This window comes from Haloarchaeobius pelagicus (assembly GCF_051207375.1).
Classification (GTDB): domain Archaea; phylum Halobacteriota; class Halobacteria; order Halobacteriales; family Natrialbaceae; genus Haloarchaeobius.
In genome coordinates this window covers 2,076,038-2,100,945 of the sequence record NZ_JBPJZD010000001.1, presented here as the reverse complement: position 1 = coordinate 2,100,945, position 24,908 = coordinate 2,076,038, and the positions used below count along the sequence as shown (strand labels likewise).

Sequence of the window (24,908 nt, the reverse complement as noted above, 5' to 3'; positions counted from 1 at the left end):
AAAAGGATTCGGACTCTCGATGAGATCTCATGACAAATCTCTATACTTCCACGTGACCTACCTCACTTTGGAGCGCGTTTGATGTCCCTCTCACAGATATTAGAGACGATGCGGTCACGTCGCAAGACGATGACAGTGTACGCATCCGAGCCGATAGCGGACCTGGACCTCGCGTTCGAGGCACGGAACGTGAGCCTCCGCTACGAACCGCTTCCGGAGGGCGACCAGGAGGGGTTCATCGTCGTGAGCGACGACGGCGGGTACATCGGGAGCGTCGGCCTCGGGGCGGTGGCCGAACTCGTCTCACCAGAGAGCAGTCGGGGACTGAGCACCCAGCACCGGAACTCGGCGTTCCAGTGCCTGCTGGAACTGCTGGACGACACGGTGTTCCGGTCGCTCTCGAAGCGCCAGCTGCTCGCTACCTCCCGCGAGATCGAGGACCGGGCGTGGCGCGTCGGCCGCGGTGAACTCCACACCGGGTTCCAGAACCTCAGCGCGATGAAAGAGCAGGCACCGGTGTACGAGAAACTGGGCAGGCGTGGCGACCTCTCGGTCCACGTGTACGGCCTGCCGGACTGGATGCCGGATTCGATGACCGACGTCTGGTTCTACCCGGTCCAATCCACGGAGATCGGCCGGTACTGGTTCGTGGTCTACGACGGTGGCGGGGACGACCTGAACGCGTGTGCTCTGCTCGCCGAGGAGACGGCCCCCGGCGAGTTCGAGGGGTTCTGGACCTACGACCCGACCGTCGTCGCAGACATCAAGCTGCACGTCAGTCAGCGGTACGGTCCCGCGAAGTCACCCTGACTCGGAACTGTAGAATATCCAATACGAACCGGTGGGGAGCCACAGTCAGGGGGAAACCTGAACGGAGTCCAACCTTTATTACTCGGGTCGAAGAGGTGTAACGCAAGATGGATGCGACGACTGGACCGGGAGGACCGCAGTAATGTCACGCGAGGATACGGAAGGGGGCTCCGACGGGAGAGACGGGGACGGACTCGGCGCGGATCTCGGCGAACAGGCGGCCGCAGTGGGGGACGCAGTGACGGACCTCGCACCGACACGACGACTGTTACTCGCGACGCTTGGGGCTGGAACCGCCGGGGCAGCACTCGGCAAGTTCGGGATACCCAACCTGGCGTCGGTCGCGGCCGGTGGCGTCGAGGTCCCACCGCCGGGCGGGGCGGCGAGTCCCCCGGACCATCACGACCCCGGCGACATCGAGGCCCTGGTCTCGGCGGACCAGGTCACCCACCGCGCAACGCGAGACGGGGCCTGGCACGACCCCGCGACGTGGGGCGGGTCGGTCCCCGACGACTTCGCTCGTGCACAGATTCCGGCCGACGTGACGGTCACCCTCGCGGGCGGAGCGACGGCCCGGATGAAGACGCTCAGGGTCGACGGTGCGCTGGCGTTCCATCCGGAGAAGGACAGCCATCTCCGGACCGAGACGGTGGTCACGATGCCAGAGAGTGTCCTGCAGGTCGGTCGCGAGTCGCGGCCCATCGGCCGCGAGTCGGAAGCACGAGTCACCTTCGTCGACCTCGGCCCCATCGACGAGGACTGGGACCCGAAGCGCCTGAGTACGGGTCTACTCGCGCTCGGCGAGGTCCGAGTTCACGGCACCGAGAAGACGACGTGGAGTGAACTGGCGAGTGCGCCGATGCCCGGTAACACCGCGCTCGAACTGCCCGAGGCACCGACGAACTGGGACGAGGGCGACCGTCTCGTGGTGGCTGGGATGGACCCGATGGCGAACGAGGACGAGGAGGTGTTCGTCACCGGTGTCTCGGGCTCGACCGTCGAACTCGACCGCACCCTCAAGTACGACCACAGCCCGCCACAGTCGGACCTCTCGGCGTACGTCCAGAACCTCGACCGGAACGTCCAGTTCGTCTCCGAGAACGAGGCTATCCCCCGGCGCGGGCATACGATGTTCATGTCGCAGTCGGTGTCGGTCCACTACGCCGGTCTGTACGGCCTCGGCCGGACCGACAAGTCCTACGCCTTCACGAACCCCATCCACGGGAAGCCACCCGAGGACGTGGACCCGAACCCCCGCGCTCGGTACGCCCTGCACTTCCACAAGACCGGCATCGACACCGAGGAACCGCATACCGTGAAGGGCGTCGCCGTGAGAGGAAGCCCCGGCTGGGGCGTCGTCAACCACCACAGCTACGCCGAGGTCACCGATTCGGTCACCTACGACGTGTTCGGCGCGGGCTTCGTCGCCGAGGCCGGGAACGAGCGCGGGTCGTTCGAACGCAACTTCGCCTTGCGCTCCGAAGGCAGCGGCGACCTGCCCGACTCCCGCGATTTCGACATGGGCGACGACGACCCGGGCGACGTGGACGACTTCGGCCACGGCGGCCACGGCTTCTGGTTCCAGGGACCCGCCCTGACCATCGAGGACAACGTCGCGGCGGGGCACCGTCACCACGGCTTCGTCTTCTGGAACCGGCCGCTCGTCGACCGCGAGTTGCGTCCGGGAGAAGAGATACACGACCGGCGCGGGACGGTCGCGAACTTCCCCCTGAAATTCGTGGACGACGAGCAGATGCCCCACCTCGTGGAGTCCGACCACACGTACGACGGGAAGGTCTCCTCGGCGTACGTCCCCATCCAGTCGTTCCGGAACAACACGACGTTCGCCTCCGGTGGCGGCCTCGACATCTCCCGGCACCAGTTCGGCTGGGACCACGAGCGTTTCGAGGACTACAGCGTCATCGAGGGCTTCACCGCATTCAACGTCGGGCCACTCGTCCGGTCCTGGGGCCGCGTCGCCGCGCCCGACCACGGCAACGCCGAGGGCGGGAACAACGGACTCTCGATTCGCTACAGCCACAACCTCCGGGTCAAAGATGCCCGGCTCGTCTGGGGGCGCGGCCGGGAGGCCACGAAGCGCGCCGTCGACGACGAGGAGGCCGAGAAACACCCCGAATCGCTCAACAGCGTCGGCATCAACCGCAATACGCCGTACCCCTTCCACGTCGTCTTCGAGGGCCTCGACGTGGAGGGCTGGAAAATCGGCGCGAGACCGCTACCCCGTGGCATCACGGTCTACCGTGACAGCCGGTTCGCCAACGACGTCAACGTCAGCGTCGAGGACGGCCATCCCCACCCGGCACGGCGCATCAAGCTGGAGAACTGCACCTTCGAACGCGGCGGGAAGGGCAACCTGCGGGTCGGCCTGGACGAACCCGACGACCGCGGCGCGGACGAGGTGTTCGCCGACGACGGCGGCGTCGTCATGGACGGCCGGCCGGTGTACTACGAGGCCCAGCGCCCCGACCACGTTCCCATCCCGGACCAGAAAACGGTCGACCAGCTCGGCGCGGACGACCTGAAAGAGCTGTCGGGCACCGACGCCGGGAACCTCATCGGGAAGACCAACCGGCAGCTGTACGACGAGTACGGCATCGCGGTCAAGGGCCGCCCGATGCCCGACGACGCGGTCGCGGACGAGCGCATCACCGGCGGCTACCTCGCCTCACCACCCCCGAACCCACCGCGAGAGGTCTGGTTCGAGGCCGAGGATACGACGGTTCGCGCGCCCTTCGAGACGAAGTCCGACCCCAACGCCTCCGGCGACAGCTACGTCGTCGCCGGCGGCGTCGACAGTAGCCACGAACCGCCCAGCGAGGGCCACCTCACCTACGACTTCGAGGTGCAAGGCGGCGAGTACGAGGTGTACGCGAGAGCCCACCGGCCCAGCGACGAGGACGACTCGTTCTGGGTCCGCATGGACGACGGCGACTGGATCCGCTGGGGCGGCGTCGGCGGCGAGCGCGACTTCGCCTGGGAGCGCGTCCCCGAACCCGAGACCGACGACTGGTCGGACCACCGAAAATTCTCGCTCTCGGAGGGCAGCCACACGTTCACCGTGGCCTTCCGGGAGGACGGCGCACAGCTCGACAAGCTGTTCGTCTCGGGGACGGGCAGGACGCCCATCGGCTACGGCGAATAGGACAGAAGCGAACTCGCGGGTTCAGGGCCCGTGTTCGGTCAACTCGGCGTACTCGTAGTCTTCTTCTCGCACGCCGGGGCGCTCCCCGTCGAGGCGAATCTGCCAGCCATCGAGTTCTGTGGGTTCCTGGAGCGCGTTCGTGAGGACGGTCCGAATCTCGCGCAGGTCCACGCCGTAGTAGTCACCCGGCAAGCCGTGGAAGTACTGGAGGGCGGTGCGAAAGAGCGACCGCATCCCGTCGTCGTCCTCGAAGTCGTAGTGCTTGTACGCCCCCGCAGCGACCTGCACCATCCCGTGGAGGAACATGCTCTCGGCGTTGCCTCTGCCGTAGTTGTACCACTCGTCCTCGAAGCAGTCGTGGGACTCGTGGAACTCGCCGGCGTTGTAGAGGCGAACCCCGTGGACCAGGGCGCGCCGGAGCGTGTCGTGCTCCCAACGTTCCTGCTCGGGGAGCCAGCCGGTCGGGGTGCCCTGCGTGGGGGGACCGACGGTCGGGTCGGTCGTGTGCTCGTCCATCTGGTCGATGGTTCGGCTGGCAGGCTGGTCAATCCATCGCTGCCGTGGACGGCTACTCGCCCAGTTCTGCAACGAGTTCGCGGGCACGACTCGCCCGAACGTCGTCTTCCGCGACCATCCGGGCGGCGACCTCGTCGACGAGGTCCTCGGGTGCCCCGGCCTCGGCGGCGACGTTCTTCGCGTGCAGTTTCATGTGCCCGGTCTGGATGCCCTCGTCCGCGAGGGCCCGCATACTGGCGATGTTCTCCGCGAGGCCGACCGCGGCGAAGATACCCGCGAGTTCGTCACCGGTCTCGACGTCGAGGAGTTCCATCGCGGCGTTGGCGGTCGGGTGCGCCCGGGTCGCGCCACCGACGACACCCACCTGGACGGGGACCTCGATACTGCATGCAAGGTTGCCGTCGGCGTCGACCTCGAACGTCGTGAGTGGCCCGTAGCCGTCACGGGCGGCGTAGGCGTGCGCGCCAGCCTCGATGGCCCGCCAGTCGTTCATCGTCGCGAGTGCGAGGCTGTCCATCCCGTTGAGTACGCCCTTGTTGTGCGTGGCGGCCCGGTACGGGTCCGCGGCAGCGAACGCCCAGGCATCGACGATGCGGTCCCTGACCTGCTCGCCGGACCGGTCCGTGTCGTCGCGGTCGAGAGCTTCGGGCGGAATCGTACACCGGGCCCGGGCGAGCCGACGGTCGGCGAGGTTCGACAGGATCCTGAGGACGACCTCTCCACCGGTCAGGTCCGCGATGGTCGGCGCGACCCCTTCGGCCATCGTGTTGACGGCGTTCGCGCCCATCGCGTCCTGCGTGTTCACGAGCAAGTGGACAACCAGCATCTCGCCGGTCGGCGTCTCGAGGACGCGGGCGGTCACTTCCTCGCAGCCGCCGCCGTGGGAGACGAGGACGCCCTGGTCGTTCGCTTCGGCCTGGATGTCGTCCGCGTGTTCGAGGACCCGCGCTCTGGCGGCGTGTGGGTCCTCGACCTCGGTCACCTGGATCTGGCCAGTCATGTAGGGGCCGGTGACCGAGGTCGAGAACCCGCCCTCGGAACGCGCGAGCTTCGCCCCGTGTGCCGCGGCGGCGACCACACTGCTCTCTTCCGTCGCCATCGGAATCAGCCGGTCGGTCTCGTCGATGCGGAAGTTCGTCGCGACGCTGAGGGGATAGGCGATAGTCGAAAAGACGTTCTCGGAGAGCTGGTCGGCGGTGGCGAGTCCCGACGTTGATTCGAGGGCGTCGCGTGCCGTCTCGGAGAGGTCACATCGCGCTGCCAGCACGTCGAGTCGCTCGGCCGGCGGGAGTTCGTAGAAGCCGGGAATGCGGGAGTCCATGCCTCGTGGTTGCCAACTGTAGAGTATAGTCCATTTGGTTGACAGGAACTGGACTGGCCCCGTGCCATCTCGTCTCACGAGAACGATATTTTCTCTCGACACGTCTTGCAAGGCATGACCTACGCCATCGTTACCAGGCTCACTGGCGAGAGCGCAGAGGAGGTCGAGCGCCTCTGGCGCGACCTTCACGACCAGTTTGGACTCACGAGAACCTCCCCGGCACCCCCGCACTGTTCCTACCACGGTGCCGTCGAGTACGGCGACGACCTCGACACCCACCTCTCGCGGGTCGCCGAAGCGTTCGAGCCCTTCCACGTCCAGACCGCTGGAATTGGCGTGTTCCCGGGCGAGGCGCCCGTGGTCCACTGTCCCGTCGTCCGGACCGACGACCTCTCTCTGCTTCACCAGACCATCTACGACGTGGCCATCGGCGTCGCCGACACACCCAACGCCTACTACCGACCATCGGTGTGGCAACCCCACGTCACCCTCGCTCACGGTGACCTCACGCCAGCAGACCTCGGTGCAGTGGTCGCGTTCCTGAACGACCGCGCCCCCTCCCTCTCGTTCGTAGCCGAGGAACTCGCCGTCGTCGACACCGACGAATCCGGTGACTGTGTGGTCGCCCGCTTCGCCTTCGGTCGGTAGTCGGCCATCGGTTCGCAACGTTTTAACGCCCCGACAGCACAGTTACGGATGCGTGCGAGGGTAGCCAAGCCTGGAAACGGCGGCGGACTCAAGATCCGCTCCTGTAGAGGTCCAAGGGTTCAAATCCCTTCCCTCGCATGTCTGGCGCGACCGGACGGGAGCGCCCGACTGCGAACGGAAGGGTTTGAGCCAGGGAGCAGGTTTCCTGCGACCGAGGTTCAAATCCCTTCCCTCGCATGGCTGCGGGAAACCGCAAGACATGCGCGGCAAGACGGAGCGTCTTGCCCTCGCAAACTTCTGACGACGTTACTCGCCACTAGCCAAGCCTGGAAGCAGCGGCGGACTCAAGATCCGCTCCTGTAGAGTCGCCACGAACGCAGTGAGTGGCGGCTCGGAAGACACGTCTGTGAGCCCAGCGAGCAGACTGTCTTCCGGTGGTCCAAGGGTTTGAGCCAGGGAGCAACTCGTTGCGACCGAGGTTCAAATCCCTTCCCTCGCATGGCTGCGGGAAACCGCAAGACATGCGCGGCAAGACGGAGCGTCTTACCCTCGCAAACTTCTGACGACGAAAATTCGAACAGCGACGCTCAGAACCCGCGTTCCTTCTCGTCGTCGTCACCCACGAACGGGTTGTTGTCCGAGTAGCTGGGGCCGTCGTTCGTCGTTCCGCCGAACTTCCAGCGGAGCGCGAGCATGAACAGGATGGCGAGGGCGAACAGCCCGACCTGGATGGGTTCGACCATAGCCGGAGATGGCCGGTCGAGGGGGAAAAGCGTTGTTCTGTCCGGGAGTGTCAGTCCCGTCGCATCCGTTCGGTGAGTGTCACCCTGCCATCGCCGTCGGCGTCCATCGAGCCGGGGTCCATCCCACCGCTGTCGGTGTACTCCACGTCGGGGTCGGGTCGTTCGCCCTGGTTCAGTCGGGCGAGTTTCTGCCAGAGCATCACCAGAATACCGACCAGACAGAGGAGGAAGAACAGCTCGGCGTACAGGCCAACCATGGTTATTCACTCTCTGTCTGGTAGATAAAGTTTCTTGCCGCGTGTTCGAAATCGGAGAGTATTTTCGTCCGGCTGCCCGGAGTGTGGGCATGACCGAGTACGCAGACCGGGTTCGGGTGGCCGAGGCGGCCGCGCGAGCCGGCGCGGACGTTGCGGCCGCGGGCTTCCGGACTGGCATCGCCATCGAGGAGAAGGGCGAGAAGACGGACGTGGTGACGCAGGCGGACCGGGACGCTCAGCGGGCCGTCATCGAGCACATCCGCCAGGAGTTCCCCGACGACGCCATCGTCGGGGAGGAGGACGACGAGTTGAAGGCGGTCCCCGAATCGGGTCCGGCGTGGGTCATCGACCCCATCGACGGGACGAACAACTACGTTCGGGACATTCCGGTGTGGGCGACCAGCGTCGCGGCGGTGGTCGACGGCGAGCCTGTCGCGGCTGCGAACGCGATGCCGGCGCTCGGGGATTACTACACGGCTGGGCCCGACGGAGCGTTCCTGAACGGGGACGAACTCGCGGTGAGCGAGAAGACGGACCTCGACCGGTTCGTCATCTGTCCGACCATCTGGTGGGACTACGACCGCCGGGACGAGTACAGCCGGGCCTGTGAGGTCATCGTCGAGCGCTTCGGCGACATGCGGCGGTTCGGCTGCGCCCAGGCCGTCCTCGGGATGGTCGCGGCGGGTTCGCTGGAGGCGACCATCACCAACGTCGAGGTGAACCCCTGGGACACCGTCGCCGGGGTGTATCTGGTCCGGCAGGCCGGTGGCACCGTGACCGACCTCGAGGGGGAGCGCTGGACCCACGAGAGCCAGGGGCTGGTCGCCTCGAACGGGACGCGACACGACGCGGTGCTGGCGGCGGCGCGGGACATCGAGCAGATTCGGACTGCGTGAGGGCGGTCGCGGTGGGTAGCGGACAGGTCCGCTCGCGCTGGTGGCAATGGGACCGCCACCGCACAGCACTGCCACCGCACCACGCCCTCCCCAGCCGATTGCGCTCCTCGCTCCGCTTCACTGCGTTTCGCTTCACTGTGGTGCTCATCCCTCGCGCAGCCGCCTCGTGGCTTCACTGGCTCACGGCTACGCCGTTCGCATCGCGGTTCTCGCTGCACTTCGAACCGCGCACTGTTCAGCACCCTCGGCGGCGCGCGCCACCCGGCCAGAATCCACACGCGAAACCGCCGCAAGTACGGTCCCTTATGACCCTGGGGTGTCTCCCCACGCGCATGGAACTCGACGAGACGGACCGCCACATCCTCCGCATCCTCCAGGAGAACGCGCGGACCACCTTCAGCGAGATCGCCCGACGCATCGACATGTCGAGCGCGACCGTCCACGACCGGGTCGGGCGGCTGGAGGAGGCCGGCGTCATCGAGGGTTATCACGCGAAACTGGACCCGAAGGCCATCGGTCTCGGTATCTCGGCTATCATCGGCCTGCGGGTCGAGCAGGGTCGTGAGAAGGACACGCTCCAGCGCCTGCAGGACATCAAGGGCGTGCAGGAGGTCCACCTGACGACGGGCGAATGGGACGTGATGGCCCGGGTGTATGCGGCGGACGCGGACGCGCTCCGTGAGCTGATGTTCGACCGTATCGCCCAGATGGACGGGTTCGCGCGGTCACAGACGATGGTCATCCTGGGGACGCCCCACGAGTCCGAGGAACTGCCGCTCTGAGAAACCGGGCGACGGGGGTACGTTCGCGTAGCTGTGGCGCACGAGACCAGAAGGGTAATGCCGAATCGCCCCCGCGATGGGCATATGAGTGACGTGATAGAACGTATCGGCATCGGGCGCGCCTGGGCCGCGTCGGTCGCCCTGCTCGCCGCGGTGTTCGGGCTCGGGTCGATACTGTTCACGAGGACGGTGTACGCCAACTTCGTCTGGCACTACTTCTGGGGTCCCGTCTACGCCGACGCGAAGGGCTGGAGCTGTGCGGCCTGGGCGAACGGCGAACAGATTCAGCCACAGAGCTGTACGAACGTTCCGGCCGGGATGGGACCAGTCGCCGAGCCGGGGTACACGGTGGTCTCCGAGATCGGGTACGCGATCATCCTGCTGGTGATGCTGGTCGGGGTCGCCTTGCTCCTCAAACAGCTTCGCATCGAGCGGTACCGGGCGATGTTCTACGGGCTGTTCCCGTTCATGTTCTTCGGCGGGGCGCTCCGGGTCGTCGAGGACGTGAACAACCGCGCCGCACAGGTCCGCGCTGACGAACTCGCGAGCGGGGTCAGTCCCGCCGAGGCGACGGGTGTCCTCATCGACTACCCGCTCAATTCCTTCCTCATCAGTCCCATCATCTACTTCACCGTGTTCTTCGTCGCGCTCGGGTCGCTGGTGTTGGCGGTCTACCTCTCACGGAACGTCATCGAGCAGACCTACGAGTACCCGCTGTTCGTCATCGCGAGCGCGATTCTGGCCGTGACGCTCGGCTATCTCGGCTGGGCGTCGCTCACCAAGGAGTTCGTCTACTTCTACCCGCAGGTGCTCGTGGTCGTGCTGGTCGGGGCGACCATCTCGACGGCGGTCGTCTGGTACCTCATCGAGAAGTTCAAGCCCGGCATCAACCGCGGCACTGGCCTGATGGGTGTGGTCATCCTCTGGGCGCATTCCATCGACGGCGTCGCGAACGTCGTCGGCCTCGACTGGATGACGTTCCTGACGGGCCAGGCGAACCTCGTCGGGAAGCACCCGGTCAACCGGTTCATCGTCGATATCTCGGGCGGTATCCTCCCGGCGTACCTCGACGCGTTCCCGTTCCTCATCGTGAAGCTGGTCGCGGCGACGTTCGTCATCTACGTCTTCGACGACGTGGTGTTCGAGGATAGCCCGCGCTTCACCGTGATGTTGCTCGTCGCAATCGTCGCGGTCGGCCTCGGGCCGGGGACGCGTGACATGCTTCGGGCGGCGCTGTACGTCTGAACGGTTTCTGTTCCGACTACAGGGCGTCGAGCGTGTTCCGCGGGAAGTACCGGCCGCCGCAGTTCGCACATTCTGCGACCTCGAGTGGGTCGGTCGTTTCGACGCCGATCGTCTCCGGGGAGACGTGAGACCGTGTCAACGAACCGCCGCATGTTGCGCAGCCGAGATCGAACTCCGAGACGACGTGCTCCCCATCCGTGGATAGCTCTGTCATGTTAGTAGTTGGCACACCAATCGTACCTTTGGACCCACCCTGCTTAAAGTTACTCTTCACCGAGGTATCGTTCTCGAAACCGGAACGATTTCTCAGGGATACGGGTGATGTCGCCGGTTCAACCGCGGTTCGAATCCGAGCGACTCGGGGACCGACTCCGCACGCTCCCCGAAGGCGGGCTGGTCGGTGAACAGCGGCTGGGCACCGGGCACGACGACGCGGACGGCCTCGAAGCCAGCCTGGGCCACGTCGGGCGGCGTGAGCCGGACGGCGTAGGGCGTCAGGTCCGCGTCGGTGACACGGCCGACGAGTTCGTCGACGGCCTCGGCACCGGTCGCCGGGTCGTCCGGGCCGACACTCGTCGCCGGGACCGGCCCGCCGGCATCGAGGAAGTCCGCGGCCGCCGAGGGGAAGTCGGCGAAGGCCGCGATTGCGCCGGGTTCGTCCGTCGACTGCGAGCGCCCCATCGACCGCAGTTCCATCCAGTTCTGGAGCGCTTCGGCGAGGCCCGAGCGTGCCGCATCGACCGGGTCCAGTGCCGCCCCGGAGCCGACCGCGAACGCCGGCCAGTCACCGTTCTCGCGGTGGACCGCCACCGCGACGACCGGCACGTCCACGTCCTGCGTGACGAGCAAGGCGGTCGTCCGGAGCCCTTCGGAGCGGGCCCGCCGCGCCAGGGTCTGGTAGGCATCGTCGTCGACACGGAGTTCGAGCGGTTCGAACGTCGAGTACCACGCGAGCATCGTCGCGTCGCGCTCGATGACCTCGGTCAGCCCGGAGGCGAGTGCGTCCGCACCCGAGCTGCCGAGCCCGAGGCCGGTCGTGATGGCGTCGGTGTAGCGCTCTTCCGGCGGCGGGAACTGCACGAGTTCCGCCGGAAGCGGCGCTTCCTCGCCCGTGGCCAGGTTCTCACCCATCACCCACGGAATCGGCTCCTCGGGGTCGACCGCGGGCGCATCGTCCCGCCGGACGACGGCATCGGGGGCGACCCCACCATCGACCATCGCGGGCGGCATCGACTGGAACTCGCTGGTCCGGTACACCGCCGAGGAGTAGCGTTCGAGCGCCTCGCCGACGGCCTTCATGAACGCGGCGTTCCAGTCGTCGTCGACGCCGGCAGCCTGCTTCGGCGCGCTCGCGTCGCTGAAGACGCTGGTCTCGGAGTTCGTCGCGAGGTAGTACGGCGCGGGGAACGACTCCACCTCGCCGATGTCGCTGACGAGGCCGACCCGCGGGTCGAGCGTCTGCTCGGCCCGGCCGACCGCGTCGTCCAGACTCACGTCCTCGTGGTCGCGGCGGATGGTTCGGTCGCGGCTCACACAGCAACCGGGCACGGGGAGGAACGAGCGGTTCTGGTGCGGGAGTTCGTGAACCGCGCCCACGATGTCGCCCTCCTCGGAGAGGAACCCGACCGCCTGCCGCCCGGCGACGGCACCCGCGAGTCTCGCGGTCGGTGCGTCCACGTCCCCCTCGTCGGCCTCGCGGGCGTTCGCGGCGACTCGCGCCCGAAGACAGTCGTAACAGCCACGCCCGGATTCGAGGCCGGTGACGGCGGCGTCGACGCCCGCCACGGGCGCGCCACCGATGCCACCGAGTTCGACGGCCAGCCACGGCCCGTCCGCCACTTCGTTCGCCGTCTCGAACGACTCGTCACCGACCTGCCCGACGACGATGCCGAGGTCGCCCCCGGCGAGCGCGTCGGGCGCGACCCGCTCGGACTCGGCAGCCGTGTCGGCCAGTGCCGCCACCACGGCCTCGGCCGCCGGTCCGTCACCTGCGATACGTACGTTCATGCCACAGCGTGCTCGGGCCCGGGAGAAAAGTGCGACGCTACAGGCCGACCGCGCTCCTGACCTCGGCCACGTCGGCGAGTCCCGCCCAGTTCACGTCCTCACACGTCGGTTCCCGGCCGCCCCGCTCGCTGTACTCGAACCAGGTGTCGGAACACGAACCCAGCGTCCGGGCGACCGCCTGTCCGGCCTCCGCGTCCCGGACGACGCTCTCGTAGCCGAGCCCGGCCGCCATCGCGCTCGCCCTGGCGAAACGGTCCCCCGCGTCCGTCGCCTGCGTCCGGGCCATGGTGAACGCTGGCCCGGCGAGTTCGGGTTCCTCGCCGTCGAGGAGGCGCTTCCCGTCCTCCAGGTTCCTGTTCGACGCGACCACGTTCTCCTGGGCGCGATGGTACTGTTCGACCAGTTCCGGCCGGCGGTCGGGCGGGTCGGACTGACAGCCGGCCAGCGTGACCGCTAGCCCGGTGACACCAGCCAGAACCCCCCGCCGCCCGATGTCTCTCATTCCAGCACAGATAGGCCCCCAGATAGTTTAGATGTGCTCTTCTTCGAGCACCCAGCCGAGGGCCCGCTTGTAGTACGTGAACATCTGTTTGACGCCCTCGTGTTTCATGTCCTCGTCGTCGAGTTGGTCCTTGAGGAACTCGTACTGCTCGCGAATCTCGGCTTCGTCGCGCATACTGTCCCCTGGGGCTTCTGGCCAGAAGTGTGTTTCTTCCGTCACCCCCGAGCGCGAACCGCCATGGGCTGTCCTGCCCCACGCCACCATGGGCTGTCCTGCCCCACGCCACCATGGGCTGTCCCGCCCCACGTTGATACGGCGGGCACCCGTACCGCCACACGCATGAGCTACACGAAAGCCGGCATCGACGACGTGGACTCGGTCATGGACGAGGCGTACGGCGGGATGTGGTTCCTCCGCGACGCCCTCGACGCCGAGCACGTCGGCGTGACGGTCATGGAGATGGAACCGGGCTGCAAGGGCAAGGAACACGACCACGCTCACGACGGGCAGGAGGAGGTGTACGTCGTGGTCGCAGGCAGCGTCGACGTGGTCCTCGACGACGAGACGGTCACCGTCGGTGCGGACGAGGCGCTTCGGCTCTCTGCGGAGGAGACACGCCAGCTGACGAACCCCCACGACGAGCCCGCGAAGCTGGTGCTGGTCGGGGCTGGCGCGGCGTAGGGGAACACCGAACTGGACGCACGCGACCCGCGAGCGGAACCGTCAAACACCTCGCACCGGTAGGGTGGAACATGATCTCCAACCTCGCCGCAGGCGTGCAGGCGTTCACGAGCAACGTCTTCCTTGTCTCGGGCGACCGCCGCGTCCTGGTCGACGCGGGCGCGAACTTCGACGTGGTGCCCAAGATAGAGGAGCGTGGCGGCATCGACGCCGTCGTGATGACCCACACCCACCCAGACCACGTGGGCAACCTCGCCGACGTGAAGGAGGCATTCGGCGTCGAGGCGTGGGGCTTCGACACCGACCAGCCCGGCATCGACCACGCCATCGCCGACGGCGAGATGGTGACAATCGGCGACCACGAGTACGAGGCGCTGCACACGCCCGGGCACAAGAACGACCACCTCTGTTTCTACAGCGACGACGCCGGTGTGCTGTTCGCGGGCGACCTCATCTTCCAGAACGGCAGCTTCGGCCGGACCGACCTCGAGGAGGGCGACCACGGCGCGCTCATCGAGAGCATCGAGCGCGTGAAAGAGCGGGTCGACGAGGACTTCGGGGAGATGCACGTCGGCCACGGGCCGTCCGTGACGAACGAGCCGTACGGCCACGTCGACGCCGCCCTGCAGATGGCCTCCTCGGCGTTCCGACGGTAGGGAACGAGAAGAAGAGAGAACCAGCGAATCAGGAGAGCGCGGCAGTCACGACTGCTTCGTAGGCCACCTCGTACGCGTCGGCCACGCGTTCCGGGTCGGCCCTGGCGTCGCTCCCGAGCGCGGGAAGCCCGACCGTCGCGAGCGGGTCGCAGTACGAGAGAACGTCCGAGACGCGCTCTTCCAGTTTTCCTTCGTGGGTGCTCCCGCCGACCACCGCACAGGCCTTCGCGTAGCGCTCGCCGCCGTACACCCGGGCGCGCTCGGGCTCGACCACTGCCACGGCGTCGAACGCGACGTCCTGGATGGGCAGCGCGATGTCCGCGTAGGACTCGACGACGGCCCGGTCACGGGACAGTATCTCCTCGCGGATTCTCTCGAATTCGGCGGTGTGACGCTCGGCCATGACCTCGTTCAGGTCTGCCAGCGTCTCGACCACGATGGCATCGTCGAGGGGGAGGTGCTCGCGGGCGCTCTCGGGGATGTCGGCGTTCGCGTTGACGACGTACTCGTCGCCCACCCGGTCGAGAACGAACCGGCGGTGACTCGCGCCGAGCATCCCCGAGTCCGAGCCGGGCGAGGGTCGCCAGAGCCGGTGGAGGGGGTTCAGGTCCTCCGGGTCCGGGGAGCCGGGACTGGCGGCCGCGAGCCGTTTCGCGTCCTTCCCGTAGAGTCGGCCCTGCTCGACGGCTCGCTGGTAGTCGTCGTGGTCGAACCAGTAGTCGTTGCCGGCGCGCGGTTTGAAACCGGTCGCGCCGACGTACTCGCACAGGCCGGTCGAGAACGTCGTCTTCCCGGCGTCGACGCGGGCGTCGCCGGCGACGAGTAGCCTCATTCCTTCAGGCCGTAGTAGCCGGGTTCGTCGTCGCTCCGCGGGGTCGCCACGACGAGGTCGTCGGCGTTGCGCATGACCCACGGGATGGCCCAGTCGAGCAGGATGTCCTCGGTGTCGCGGTCGAGGTCGGCGTCGGTGTCGAGCCCCTGCAGGAGCCGGGCGATCTCGTAGACGGTGTACATCTCGTCGTCGTCGAACAGTTCCTCGGGTGTGTAGAAGTCACACGGGTGGAGTTGCTCGAACTCCGACTTCGGGACGGGCATGGTCACGCGTAGGACGCTCCCGCCCCTAAACGGTCCGGTTGCTGGCCGACGCTGTGTCGGTCTATCGCTGTGGACGGGTGGGTATGAAGGGCGCAGGGAGCTACTCGGGTGCAGCGGTTTCCCACGCCGTGCGCGCCGACGCCGTGACACTGGGAAGCAGGATGACAGGTTAGGACATGGTGGTGTCGTGTGGAATCGCAGTGTCGTGTGGCAGTACAGTGGTGGTGTCTGGCTCGGCGGCGTGTGGACGAGGAGGGCTATCCCGCATTTTATTATCTTTTAGTATACATTTTGGTGGATGGAGCACGGGGAACGAGTCGGTGTGACTATAGTACCCACCCGAGGCGCTGTCTGCCGGTGCTGGTGGGGTCGAACCGGTCGTTCGTGAGCTGACGGCGGTGGGTGCTAACGGCCAAAGCACCTATCTATTCCGGAACAATCATTAATGAACGATACATGAGTGGTTTGTTTACTATCGGTGGCGTCACGTACGGGCTCTACGACCTCGTGCTCGTCCTATCGATCCTCGCCTCGATGACCGCGGCGACGCTGGCCTGGCAGAACAGACGCAAACCCATCGCCCGACCGCTGGTGGTGATGATGGTGTCGTCCATCGTCTGGGAGGTCGGGTCGCTGGTCTACCGGTACGGCGTCCTGAGCGGCTCCTACGAGCTCGCCCTCCGGGGCTCCCAGTTCGTGTACCTGGGCATCCCCGTCGTGGTGGCGGCGTGGTTCGTGCTGGCGCTTCGCTACGCCGGTCGGGAGGACCTCGTCGACACTCGGTTGCTGGCTGTGCTCGCTATCGTCCCCATCGGGGTCAACGTCCTCGTCTGGACCGCCCCGATGCACTCGCTCTGGTGGAGCAACGTCCAGCCGGGCACCGACACCGTCATCCAGTACGGTGACGGCTACGGGATTCCGTACTACCTCCACTTCGCCTACGGCTACCTGCTCACCCTGGCGGGGGCCGTGCTCGTCTTCCGGCAGGTCTCGCGGTCGAAGTCGCTGTACCGCGGCCAGGCGTTCATGATGGGCATCGCCGCCCTCACGCCGCTGGTCGGGAACGTCGCGTTCTTCGGGCTTACCGCCGCCGGGAGTGCGGTCCCCGACCTCACCCCGCTCGTCGGGTTCACCCGCGTCCCCGACTTCACGCCGGTCATGTTCGCCATCAGCGGCGTCGCGCTCGTCGCGGGCATCTTCCGGTTCGGGCTGACCGAGGTCGCACCGGTCGCCCGCGCGACCGTCCTCGACAACATCACCGACGGCGTGTTCGTGCTCGACACCGACGACCAGTTCGTCGAGGTGAACCCTCGCGCCAAGGAGATACTGGGCGTCGCGGGCGAGCGGGTCGTTGGCCGGTCGCTGTCGGACGTGCTCGGCGACAACGAGGCGTTGTACCAGCGCTACGCCGATGCCGACGACCTGACCGAGGAGATCAGCCTCGACACCGCCGAGGGTCGGCGCTACTTCGAGATCGAGGTCTCACCACTCGCCTCCGAGAAGGGCCAGCGCGTCGGCCGCCTGTTCATCGTCAGGGACGTGACCGACCGGACCCACCGCGAGCAGGAACTCCAGCGCCAGAACGAGCAACTGGAGCGGTTCACGAGCATCGTGAGCCACGACCTTCGGCGGCCGCTCGCGACCGCCGAGGAGAGCCTGGTCAGGGGGCTCCGACAGGGCGACCGCGGGGAACTCCGCAAGACGCGACAGGCCCTGACCGACATGGACGCCATCGTCGAGGACATGATGACGCTGGCCCAGCAGGGCGAGAGCATCACCGACGAGGACCAGGAGTTCCACCCACTCCGGGACGTCGCCCGGGACGCCTGGAACAACCTCGACACCGGGAACGCCAGCCTGTCGGTGCAGGCCGACCAGTACATCAGGGCGGACCGCAGACGGCTACTCCGGCTGTTCGAGAACCTGTTCGAGAATTCGGTGGAACACGGGGCGAAAACCGACGGCGTCCAGATCCGCGTCGGCACCCTCGGCTCGGCCGAGTCGCTCCTGCGCGCCGACGAGCAAGGGTTCTACGTCGAGGACGACGGCTCGGGGATTCCCATCGACGAGCGTGAACACGTCCTCGAGGCCGGCTACTCCGGAGAGGACGGAACCGGCCTCGGACTGGCTATCGTCGCGTCCATCGCGGACGCCCACGGCTGGAGTGTCGCGGTCACCGAGAGTTCGGCTGGTGGTGCCCGCTTCGAGTTCACCGGTGCCGTCGTCGACTGATACTGTCTATTGTCGGTCGTACCGCTGGTTCGCCGGAACGTGGGGGCGAACCAGCAGTAAACAGCGACAATAGACATGATGACCCGGCCAGCGAATCTAAGTGAGGCTGTCGAGAACCCGTGAACCATGAACGTCTGGGCCGCGACCCCGCTCGGTCCGCTCTCGACGCTCCCGCCCGTCGTCAGGCTCTCACTCCAGGCAGTGTTCAGCGTCGGCATCCCCATCTCGCTCGCCGTCGCGGTCGTGGCGTGGCGGAACCGGCCAGCGCCCGGGTCGCGCCCGCTCTCCGTGTTCATGCTGTCGATGGCGCTCTGGTTCGGGACGGTCCTCGGCTCCTCGCTGGTCCCCGGAACCGACCGCTCGCTCCTGTTGAACAAACTGCTGTACGTCGCGATCGTCACCATCATCCCCGCCTGGTACGCGCTCGTCCTGGAGTACACCGGCCACGGCGACCGCCTGACCCGTCGCCGGGTCGGCGTGTTCGCACTGGTCGGTCTCGTCGCCGTCGCGCTCGCGTTCGCCTATCCCGGGCTCCGGGTCTTCTGGACGGACGTGACCGCGGCAGCGGCCCTTCCACCGGGCGAGACCGCCTCGATCAGCGGTCACCGGTTCGCCCACGGCCCCGCGTTCTGGGCGCTGTTCGCCTACGGTACCGGGCTGCTGGTGGCCGGCACGTACCACCTGCTTCGCTACCTCTACTACGCCCAGGACGTGTACCGCCAGCAGGGGCGGACGTTGATGCTCGCGGTCGCAGCACCCTGGACCGCGAACGCCTTCTACATCACGGACCTGACGCCGTTCGACCCGACGCCGTTCGGCCTGTTCGCCTCCGGCCTCGCGTTCGCCTGGGCAATGTTCCGGTTCCGCTTTCTCGACCTCTCCCCGGTCGCCCGCGAGGCGGTCGTCGAGAACATGCGCGACGGGGTGTTCGTGCTCGACGAAGACGACCGACTCGTCGACATCAACGGGGCCGCCCGGGACATGCTCGACCTTCGGGGCCGGTCGGTGCTCGGGGACCGCATCGACAGCGTGCTGGACGAGTCCTACCAGCCCGTCGCGGCCGTCGCCGTCAGCGCCAGCGAGGACTCTCGGACGACCGTCGGTGTCGAGACCGAGTACGACACGCGCTACTTCGACGTCCAAGCCGCGCCACAGCGTGACGGCCGGGGCCGCGACGTTGGCCGCCTCTATCTCCTCCACGACATCACCGAACGAAAGGCCCGTGAGGAGGAGCTCGAGCGGCAGAACGAGCAACTGGAACGCTTCGCGAGCCTCGTCAGCCACGACCTCCGGAACCCGCTCAACGTCGCCGAGGGGTACGTGGAACTCACCCGAGAGACGGGGAACGTCGCCCACCTCGACGAGGTAACCGTCTCCCACGACCGGATGCGGCACATCATCGACGACGTGCTGGCACTGGCCCGCGCCGGCCAGACCGTCGATGCGACCGAACCCGTCTCCCTGGCGTCGCTCGCCTGGGACGCCTGGGAGACCGTCGACACCGGTTCGGGGACGCTCGTCGTCGACGGCGACTGGTCGTTCCACGCCGACGAACGCCAGCTGCGCCGGGGACTGGAGAACCTGTTCCGCAACGCCGTGGAACACGGTTCCACGAGCCCGCAGCAAGCTGCGGACGCCGTCGAACACACCGCCCCGGACGTCCGGGTTCACGTCGGGCCGCTCTCCAGAGACGAGCAGGGGTTCTACGTCGAGGACGACGGGCCGGGCATCCCCGAGGACGACCGGCAGCAGGTGCTCGAAGACGGCTACTCGACCAACGAGGACGGCACCGGGCTCGGGCTCTCGATCGTCCGCAGCATCGTCGAGGGGCACGGCTGGTCACTCGCGGTGACCGACGGCCGTGACGGCGGTGCGCGATTCGAGGTCACGGGGATAGCGGCGGCTCACGGACGCGTCGCTCCCGAGGCCGGCGACGACTAAAGAAAACGTGTGGTTGTACGACTCGTCGCTTACTCGAAGTGCGCCGTGCACTTCTCGTACTCTGCGGCGACCTTGTCCCAGTTCACGACGTCGAAGAAGCCCTCGATGAAGGAACCGCGGTCCGGACCGTAGTCGTAGTAGTAGGAGTGCTCCCAGACGTCGCAGGCGAGGATGGGGTGTGCGCCCCAGAGCGCGCCCTGGTCGTGCTTGTCGACCTTGACGTTGCGGAGCTGCTTGGCGACCGGGTCGTAGACGAGAAGTGCCCAGCCACCGGCGGCGGAGGCGGCAGCCTCGAATTCGCCCTTCCAGCCCTCGTAGGAGCCGAAGTCGGCCTCGATACGGTCACGGAGGTCACCCTCGGGCTCGTCGCCACCCTCCGGGGACATGTTCTCCCAGAAGAGGGTGTGGAGGTAGTGTCCACAGCCATTGTGCGTCACGTTGCCGAGCGCACCGGCCGTCGACGAGTAGTCGCCAGACTCGCGGTTCTCCGCGAGTGTCTCTTCGGCGGCGTTGAGGCCGTTCACGTAACCCTGATGGTGCGTGTCATGATGCCACGTGAGGACCTGCTCTGAGATGGCGGGTTCGAGTGCGTCATACTCGTACGGAAGCGGCGGAAGTTCGGCGTTGGATTTCTCTGCCATTTGTATCACCCGATGGAATACTTCGCGCGACTGCTGTTTAAAAGTATGGAAGGCGGTTGCTATCACTCCGCACTCGCCTGCTGGTCGGCCGACTGGGCCGACTCGACCACCGGGACGTGGACGGTGACCGCGTTCCCGGTGTCGGAGTGGGACTCGAAGTCGAGTGTCCCTCCCATCGCACGGGTCCCCCAGAGGACCAGCCAGAGGTCGAGACCGCTCGCGTGGTCCAGCGGCGTCTCCGCACCGCTCTCGAGGACGGCCCGCTCGGCGTCGGAGATCGGCGGCCCGTCGTCGGCGACGGTGATGGAGACGTAGTCCTCGGTGTCGGCCGCGACGAACAGTCGGACGTGGGGGTTCGGCGGTCTGTTCGAGGAGGTGGCCGCTTCGAGGAGGTGACGCAACACCGGCTCGATAGGGCGAAAACACCGGATGGCGTGGTCTGGCGTCCACTGGAGCGTAAAGACCGCCCCGGGGTTCTCGGTCTCCGCGTCGTCGAGGAGGCGGTCGATGGCGTCCCGGAGGCCGATTGCAGGGGTGCTCTCCGGGGTCTCGAGGAGGTCCTCTATCTCCCGGGCGGTGTCGCCGAGTGCGGAGACCTCGTTGGCGGATTCGGCGATGGTGGTCGCGAGCGCCACGTCCGCCTCGTCGTCGAGCCGCGACTGGAGTTCCTCGGCACAGCCGGCGACGACCTGCATCTCGTTGCGGAGGTTGTGCCTGAGGACGCGGTTGAGCACGTTCAGGCGCTGCTCGTCGTGTTCGCGCTTGGTGACGTCCCGCATCGTCACCACCTGTCCGAGTGGTCGGCCGTGGGCGTCCTCGACGGCCGAGATGGCCACGTCGAAGTGGCGAACGCCCTCGGGTGAGTCGACCGTCACGGTCTCGCCGTCGGCCGTGCCCTCGGGGAAGCCCGGGACGGTCTCGTTCGCGTCCCGTCCCAGGGCGGTCTGTGCAGAGAATCCCACGACGGTCGTCGCCGCGGTGTTCATGTCCACGATGCGGTCGCGGTTGTCGACGACGACGACGGGGTCGTACATCCCGTCGATGACGATGTCGCGGGCGATGCGGTCGGGCACGGGCACCGCATCGAACAGGTCGAGCTGCTCGAGTGCGACGAAACTGGCGACGCCCGTCACCAGGAACGCCATCGGCGTCGGGTCCACATCGGCGAGCAGGGAGACGTCGAAGATGTAGACGAGGTTGCCGAGCCAGGGGGCGACGATGGCGACGAGGAGCGCGAGCGACTGCTTGCGGTGGGTCGAACTCCGGCCAGCCAGCAGGGAGACGAACAGCGCCGACCCGACCAGCGTGAGCAGGTAGGAGTAGCCGATGCCGACGTAGAACGCCGGGCCGAACACGTGTTCGACGGCGTAGAGGTCACCGTTCTGGACGAGTTCGACCGACCGGTAGAGCAAGGTGTGGTGTTCGAAGGTGAACACCAGCGCGGCCACGACCGTCGGGACGACGAAGAGCCCGGCGATGGAAATGGGGTTGACCCAGCGGTCCCGGCCCGTGTACTCCAGGGAGAACAACAGCCAGAACACCGGGATGCTGAGACTCCCGAGCCACTGGAGCTTCATGAACGGCTGTCGCACCGGGAGGGGTGTGATCGGGAGTTCGACGGCGTAGACGGCCGCCCACCAGGCGACACCGGCCAGCAGCAGGGCGAGCCAGATCGCCCCGGGTTTCGGGCGCTGGCGATAGGCGAAGACTGCAACAACCGCGGCTATGACGGCGGCAAAGAGGAGCAAACTCATGGCGGTGAGAGAATGCGGCATCTTGCAGTCTGTACGTGTATGCGGTGGTTCATCGGCATCAGACTTAACTCGAATGGTGATATCGAGTGCTGAGTCGGCTCACAGGAAGACCACGACTCCGGCCAGCATGAGCGGGTATTCCAGGTCGCGCCAGGCACACAGCCGCGAGAGGTCGACGTCACGACCGACGAGCGCCGTCACGAGCAGCGAGTAGCCGACCGCGGGAAGCAGCGCGAGCACGGCCTGTTCGTCGAGCGTGCCGACGAGACCCGCGCCGAGCAGGAGCGTGATGGTGAGTCCGTCGAGGCCGTAGAGGACCGTCTGCGCCCGCTCGACGCCGAGCCGCGTCGGGAGCGTGCTGACGCCCTCGCGACGGTCACCGACCACGTCGCGAGCGTTGAGGACCTCACCGGCGACGACGGTCTGGAGGAAGAAGAACGCACAGAGGGTGAGTGCGGGCGCGCCGGGGAGCCGGTCGGTGAACGCAACCGGGATGAACGAGATGTAGACCGCCCAGGCGGCCGCGACCAGAACCGTGTTGAGGAGGAAGACGTCCTTGACCCGCGTCCCGCCGCCGTACGGGAGCCACTTGACACTGTACAGGAGCGCGGCGGCCCCGGGGACCAGTGTCAGGGCGACCGCCAGCGGCCCTTCGAGTGCGGCGAGGACGAGCGCGAGGCCGTACCCGCCGACCGTCGCCAGCGTGAGGGCCGCGCGGTGCCGGGCGACGAACGCGGCCCGGTCCGGGCAGTTCACGGCGTCCTCGGCGTCGACGAGCTTGTTCGACCCGTAGACGCCGAAGGTGACGAGGAACGCGAGGGCGACGGCCGGTGAGAGTGAGACCGACAGCAACGCACTGACGACCACGACCTTCGTCGCGGCGACGGCCCCGTCGAGCAGCGACGTGTGGACCGCGACCCCCGCGAGGGACTGGACTCTCGCGGTCGGGTCCGGTAGCCGGTTGCGGATGGACTGGTTGCTGAATCGGTCGGTTGATTGGCTCATCTATAGCCATTGGGCATCTCTAAAGGAAATAAGTTTGGGGGTTGTCGCGGTGGGACGTCGACCGTCACCAGTTCCGACCGCGTCGCCACTGGCAAACCGACGCACCAGTTCCGACCGCGTTGCCACTGGCAAACCGACGCAGTGGACGTGACCAACGCTGTCGAGGCGCGACGTGTCGAAGCAGCAAACCGGAAAAGAGGGACTCGACGCCTCAGTCGAAGGCCGACACTGCCGTCTCCTCCACGAGCGGCAGCCGAAGGTCGACCCGGCCGGTGTCGGTGTCCGGAACGGCCACCGACCCCCCGAGGTGGTCGACCCCCCAGTGCACGAGCCACAGCGAGAGCGTCGACGCATCGGAGTCGTCGGCCTCGGTCGGGACGGCACCCTCACACAGCACGGCGCGACTCTGGTCGGACCGGGCCGGGCCGCTGTCGGTCACGCTGACGGTGACCCTGCCGTCCGACTCGTCGACCCGAACGTCGACGGTCACCGTCGGTTCGGGCCCGGTCGCCCGCGCAGCCGCATCGTTCACGAGCGCCCGGAACACCGGTTCGAACAGTGCCCCGCAGTGAGCCCATTCGCCCAGGGGTGCATCGAGAGACACGTCCACCCGCGGATAGCGCTCGCGGACCCTGTCGAGTTCGGCACCGACGATGGGGACGATGTCTGCGGGCGGGTCCGACACCGAATCGCCGAGCAGGGGTTCGAACTCCTCGGCGACCGAGCCGAGCTCGAGCGCGTCCCGGGCGCGCTCCTGGAGATCGGTCACCACCTCGTCGTCCTCGCGGATCTCCCCGGCGTGGCTATACACCGCGTCCATCTCCTCGCGGAGGGTCCGGCGCAGGACGCGGGTGAGCGTCTCGGTCCGGCGCTCCCGCCGTCGTCGGTCGGTGACGTCGTGGAACGTCAGCACCCAGCCCGTCACGGTGCCACGTCGGTCCCGCAGGGCGCTGGTGCTCGAATCGAAGTAGCGGGTCTCACCGTCGTTCGAGTGCTCGACCGTCGGCACGTCGCCGCCGGCAGCGAGCGTGTCGATGTCGACCACCTCCGGGAGCACCGCGTCGGCGTCGTGCCCGACGACACCAGTCCCGAGGATGCGCTCTGCGGCCGGGTTCGCATCGACGACCTGCCGGTTCCGGTCGAGAACGACCACGGCGTCGTCGAGTCGTTCGATGACGCGGTTCGGTGCGACCTGGGAGGCGACGGGGTCCGATTCGAGGAAGCCGAACCGGCCGATAGCCGCGATACCGATGGCGGCCGACCCGATGAAGCCGAACGGGGTCAGGTTCACCTCCGGTATCGGGCCGGGGTGGGTGAGGTACAGGACCTGTGTGACGAACGGGAGAACCGCTGCCAGGACCATCGCGCCCGCCTGTCGGCGGTACACCGAGGTGCTGTCGAGAGCGAGGACCAGAAGCAGGGTCGCGCCCACGCCGAGCAACAGGTACGAGTAGAGGGCGAACACCCAGTAGCCGATGCCGAACGAGGCCTCGAACTGGGCGACGCCACCGACGACGTCGACCCAGCGGTCGTCCCACATCAGCCCGAACTGTGGATTGGTCCAGACGCCGACGACGGCCAGTGCTGGGAGGGCAGCGATCGCCGCGGTCGACCGCCACGTGACGTACTCCTCTCGCCCGGTGTACTCCAGTGCGAACAGCAGCCAGGCGGTCGGGACGAGGGCCGCGCCGGGGTACTGGATTCGGACGAGAAGGTAGTGTATGCTCTCGTCCGTCGTCCACATCCCCGCGGCCGCGGTCGCGACCCACCAGGTCACGCCGAAGAGCATGACGATGAAGGGTCTCGCGCCCGGCCGGTCGCGGTATCGCCACGCGAGAAGCATGAACGCGACGGCGAGGACGACGCCGAGGACCGCGACCACGTGTAACGGGGTCGCGTCGGTCAGCATCCTGTCCGCCCCGCTGTCGACCGGCACCCGCTAGTACTTTCAGGCGAACTGACACTCCCCATCGTTGGTAGCTACTCTTCGTCTTTCCAACTTAATTCTACTCG

At 67.1% G+C, this 24,908-nt stretch carries 24 protein-coding genes and 1 tRNA gene; 11 read left to right on the top strand and 14 right to left on the bottom strand.

What is annotated here, in order from left to right; genetic code table 11:
• Positions 1-81: 81 nt before the first annotated feature.
• Both ACSC1S_RS11015 and ACSC1S_RS11010 read left to right on the top strand, forming a co-directional pair.
• Positions 82-810 (top strand): DICT sensory domain-containing protein, encoded by a 729-nt coding sequence (locus ACSC1S_RS11015; protein WP_435364329.1) that lies wholly within the window; start codon positions 82-84, stop codon positions 808-810.
• Between the two features lie 142 nt (positions 811-952).
• Entirely contained in the window at positions 953-3,973 is a 3,021-nt protein-coding gene (locus ACSC1S_RS11010; protein WP_435364328.1) for a G8 domain-containing protein, read from the top strand.
• A 21-nt stretch (positions 3,974-3,994) separates the two neighbouring features.
• Here the strand turns inward: ACSC1S_RS11010 and ACSC1S_RS11005 are convergent, their stop codons facing one another.
• The gene (locus ACSC1S_RS11005) at positions 3,995-4,489 is read right to left on the bottom strand and encodes a DUF309 domain-containing protein (protein ID WP_435364327.1); all 495 of its coding nucleotides are present in this window, start codon (positions 4,487-4,489) and stop codon (positions 3,995-3,997) included.
• A gap of 52 nt (positions 4,490-4,541) precedes the next feature.
• Positions 4,542-5,810 (bottom strand): hydroxymethylglutaryl-CoA reductase, degradative, encoded by a 1,269-nt coding sequence (locus ACSC1S_RS11000; RefSeq protein WP_435364326.1) that lies wholly within the window; start codon positions 5,808-5,810, stop codon positions 4,542-4,544.
• 114 nt (positions 5,811-5,924) lie between these two features.
• On the opposite strand from ACSC1S_RS11000, the gene ACSC1S_RS10995 reads away from it, so the two are divergent.
• Complete coding sequence (locus ACSC1S_RS10995) at positions 5,925-6,458, top strand: 2'-5' RNA ligase family protein (RefSeq protein WP_435364325.1); 534 nt, start codon at positions 5,925-5,927, stop codon at positions 6,456-6,458.
• A gap of 54 nt (positions 6,459-6,512) precedes the next feature.
• Positions 6,513-6,596: transfer RNA gene (locus ACSC1S_RS10990), tRNA-Leu, on the top strand.
• Between the two features lie 449 nt (positions 6,597-7,045).
• Here ACSC1S_RS10990 and ACSC1S_RS10985 read toward each other — a convergent pair.
• Positions 7,046-7,201, bottom strand: coding sequence for a hypothetical protein (locus tag ACSC1S_RS10985; protein WP_435364324.1), 156 nt, complete (start codon positions 7,199-7,201; stop codon positions 7,046-7,048).
• Positions 7,202-7,251: 50 nt separating this feature from the next.
• Positions 7,252-7,458 carry a hypothetical protein gene (locus tag ACSC1S_RS10980; protein ID WP_435364323.1) on the bottom strand — a complete coding sequence of 69 codons (207 nt, stop codon included), beginning with the start codon at positions 7,456-7,458 and terminating at the stop codon, positions 7,252-7,254.
• An 89-nt stretch (positions 7,459-7,547) separates the two neighbouring features.
• Here ACSC1S_RS10980 and ACSC1S_RS10975 point away from each other — a divergent pair, with 89 nt between their 5' ends.
• The 3 genes from ACSC1S_RS10975 (at position 7,548) to ACSC1S_RS10965 (ending at position 10,381) form a co-directional block, all read left to right on the top strand.
• Positions 7,548-8,354 (top strand): inositol monophosphatase family protein, encoded by an 807-nt coding sequence (locus tag ACSC1S_RS10975; RefSeq protein WP_435364322.1) that lies wholly within the window; start codon positions 7,548-7,550, stop codon positions 8,352-8,354.
• 332 nt (positions 8,355-8,686) lie between these two features.
• A complete protein-coding gene (locus ACSC1S_RS10970) occupies positions 8,687-9,136 on the top strand; it encodes an Lrp/AsnC family transcriptional regulator (RefSeq protein WP_435364321.1) in 450 nt (149 codons plus the stop codon).
• An 84-nt stretch (positions 9,137-9,220) separates the two neighbouring features.
• Entirely contained in the window at positions 9,221-10,381 is a 1,161-nt protein-coding gene (locus tag ACSC1S_RS10965) for a DUF63 family protein (protein WP_435318903.1), read from the top strand.
• A 16-nt stretch (positions 10,382-10,397) separates the two neighbouring features.
• On the opposite strand, the gene ACSC1S_RS10960 is transcribed toward ACSC1S_RS10965, so the two are convergent.
• From ACSC1S_RS10960 to ACSC1S_RS10945, 4 genes are all read right to left on the bottom strand, one after another.
• Positions 10,398-10,595 carry a DUF7479 domain-containing protein gene (locus tag ACSC1S_RS10960; RefSeq protein WP_435364320.1) on the bottom strand — a complete coding sequence of 66 codons (198 nt, stop codon included), beginning with the start codon at positions 10,593-10,595 and terminating at the stop codon, positions 10,398-10,400.
• A gap of 92 nt (positions 10,596-10,687) precedes the next feature.
• Positions 10,688-12,388: a YcaO-like family protein gene (locus ACSC1S_RS10955; RefSeq protein ID WP_435364319.1), complete on the bottom strand. Its 1,701-nt coding sequence runs from the start codon at positions 12,386-12,388 to the stop codon at positions 10,688-10,690.
• A 37-nt stretch (positions 12,389-12,425) separates the two neighbouring features.
• The gene (locus ACSC1S_RS10950; RefSeq protein ID WP_435364318.1) at positions 12,426-12,890 is read right to left on the bottom strand and encodes a hypothetical protein; all 465 of its coding nucleotides are present in this window, start codon (positions 12,888-12,890) and stop codon (positions 12,426-12,428) included.
• Positions 12,891-12,917: 27 nt separating this feature from the next.
• Entirely contained in the window at positions 12,918-13,064 is a 147-nt protein-coding gene (locus ACSC1S_RS10945) for a DUF8555 family protein (RefSeq protein ID WP_261651886.1), read from the bottom strand.
• 165 nt (positions 13,065-13,229) lie between these two features.
• Between ACSC1S_RS10945 and ACSC1S_RS10940 the strand changes: the two genes are divergently transcribed.
• Together ACSC1S_RS10940 and ACSC1S_RS10935 are read left to right on the top strand one after the other, a co-directional pair.
• A complete protein-coding gene (locus ACSC1S_RS10940; protein WP_435364317.1) occupies positions 13,230-13,571 on the top strand; it encodes a cupin domain-containing protein in 342 nt (113 codons plus the stop codon).
• Between the two features lie 71 nt (positions 13,572-13,642).
• Positions 13,643-14,227: an MBL fold metallo-hydrolase gene (locus ACSC1S_RS10935; RefSeq protein WP_435364316.1), complete on the top strand. Its 585-nt coding sequence runs from the start codon at positions 13,643-13,645 to the stop codon at positions 14,225-14,227.
• A 28-nt stretch (positions 14,228-14,255) separates the two neighbouring features.
• Here ACSC1S_RS10935 and ACSC1S_RS10930 read toward each other — a convergent pair whose 3' ends face one another.
• Positions 14,256-15,059: an ATPase gene (locus ACSC1S_RS10930; RefSeq protein ID WP_435364315.1), complete on the bottom strand. Its 804-nt coding sequence runs from the start codon at positions 15,057-15,059 to the stop codon at positions 14,256-14,258.
• Positions 15,056-15,322 carry a DUF5827 family protein gene (locus ACSC1S_RS10925; protein ID WP_435364314.1) on the bottom strand — a complete coding sequence of 89 codons (267 nt, stop codon included), beginning with the start codon at positions 15,320-15,322 and terminating at the stop codon, positions 15,056-15,058. Before ACSC1S_RS10925 ends, ACSC1S_RS10930 begins: the two co-directional genes overlap by 4 nt.
• Positions 15,323-15,778: 456 nt before the next feature.
• On the opposite strand from ACSC1S_RS10925, the gene ACSC1S_RS10920 reads away from it, so the two are divergent.
• A complete protein-coding gene (locus tag ACSC1S_RS10920) occupies positions 15,779-17,554 on the top strand; it encodes a histidine kinase N-terminal 7TM domain-containing protein (protein ID WP_435364313.1) in 1,776 nt (591 codons plus the stop codon).
• A gap of 126 nt (positions 17,555-17,680) precedes the next feature.
• Positions 17,681-19,495 carry a sensor histidine kinase gene (locus ACSC1S_RS10915; protein ID WP_435364312.1) on the top strand — a complete coding sequence of 605 codons (1,815 nt, stop codon included), beginning with the start codon at positions 17,681-17,683 and terminating at the stop codon, positions 19,493-19,495.
• A 29-nt stretch (positions 19,496-19,524) separates the two neighbouring features.
• Here ACSC1S_RS10915 and sod read toward each other — a convergent pair whose 3' ends face one another.
• The 4 genes from sod to ACSC1S_RS10895 form a co-directional block, all read right to left on the bottom strand.
• Positions 19,525-20,136 (bottom strand): superoxide dismutase [Mn], encoded by a 612-nt coding sequence (sod, locus tag ACSC1S_RS10910; RefSeq protein WP_435318894.1) that lies wholly within the window; start codon positions 20,134-20,136, stop codon positions 19,525-19,527.
• A gap of 62 nt (positions 20,137-20,198) precedes the next feature.
• Complete coding sequence (locus ACSC1S_RS10905; RefSeq protein ID WP_435364311.1) at positions 20,199-21,890, bottom strand: histidine kinase N-terminal 7TM domain-containing protein; 1,692 nt, start codon at positions 21,888-21,890, stop codon at positions 20,199-20,201.
• Positions 21,891-21,989: 99 nt separating this feature from the next.
• Positions 21,990-22,895 (bottom strand): UbiA family prenyltransferase, encoded by a 906-nt coding sequence (locus ACSC1S_RS10900; protein ID WP_435364310.1) that lies wholly within the window; start codon positions 22,893-22,895, stop codon positions 21,990-21,992.
• Between the two features lie 211 nt (positions 22,896-23,106).
• On the bottom strand, positions 23,107-24,831 hold the full coding sequence (locus ACSC1S_RS10895) for a histidine kinase N-terminal 7TM domain-containing protein (protein ID WP_435364309.1): 1,725 nt from the start codon (positions 24,829-24,831) through the stop codon (positions 23,107-23,109).
• Positions 24,832-24,908: the final 77 nt, after the last annotated feature.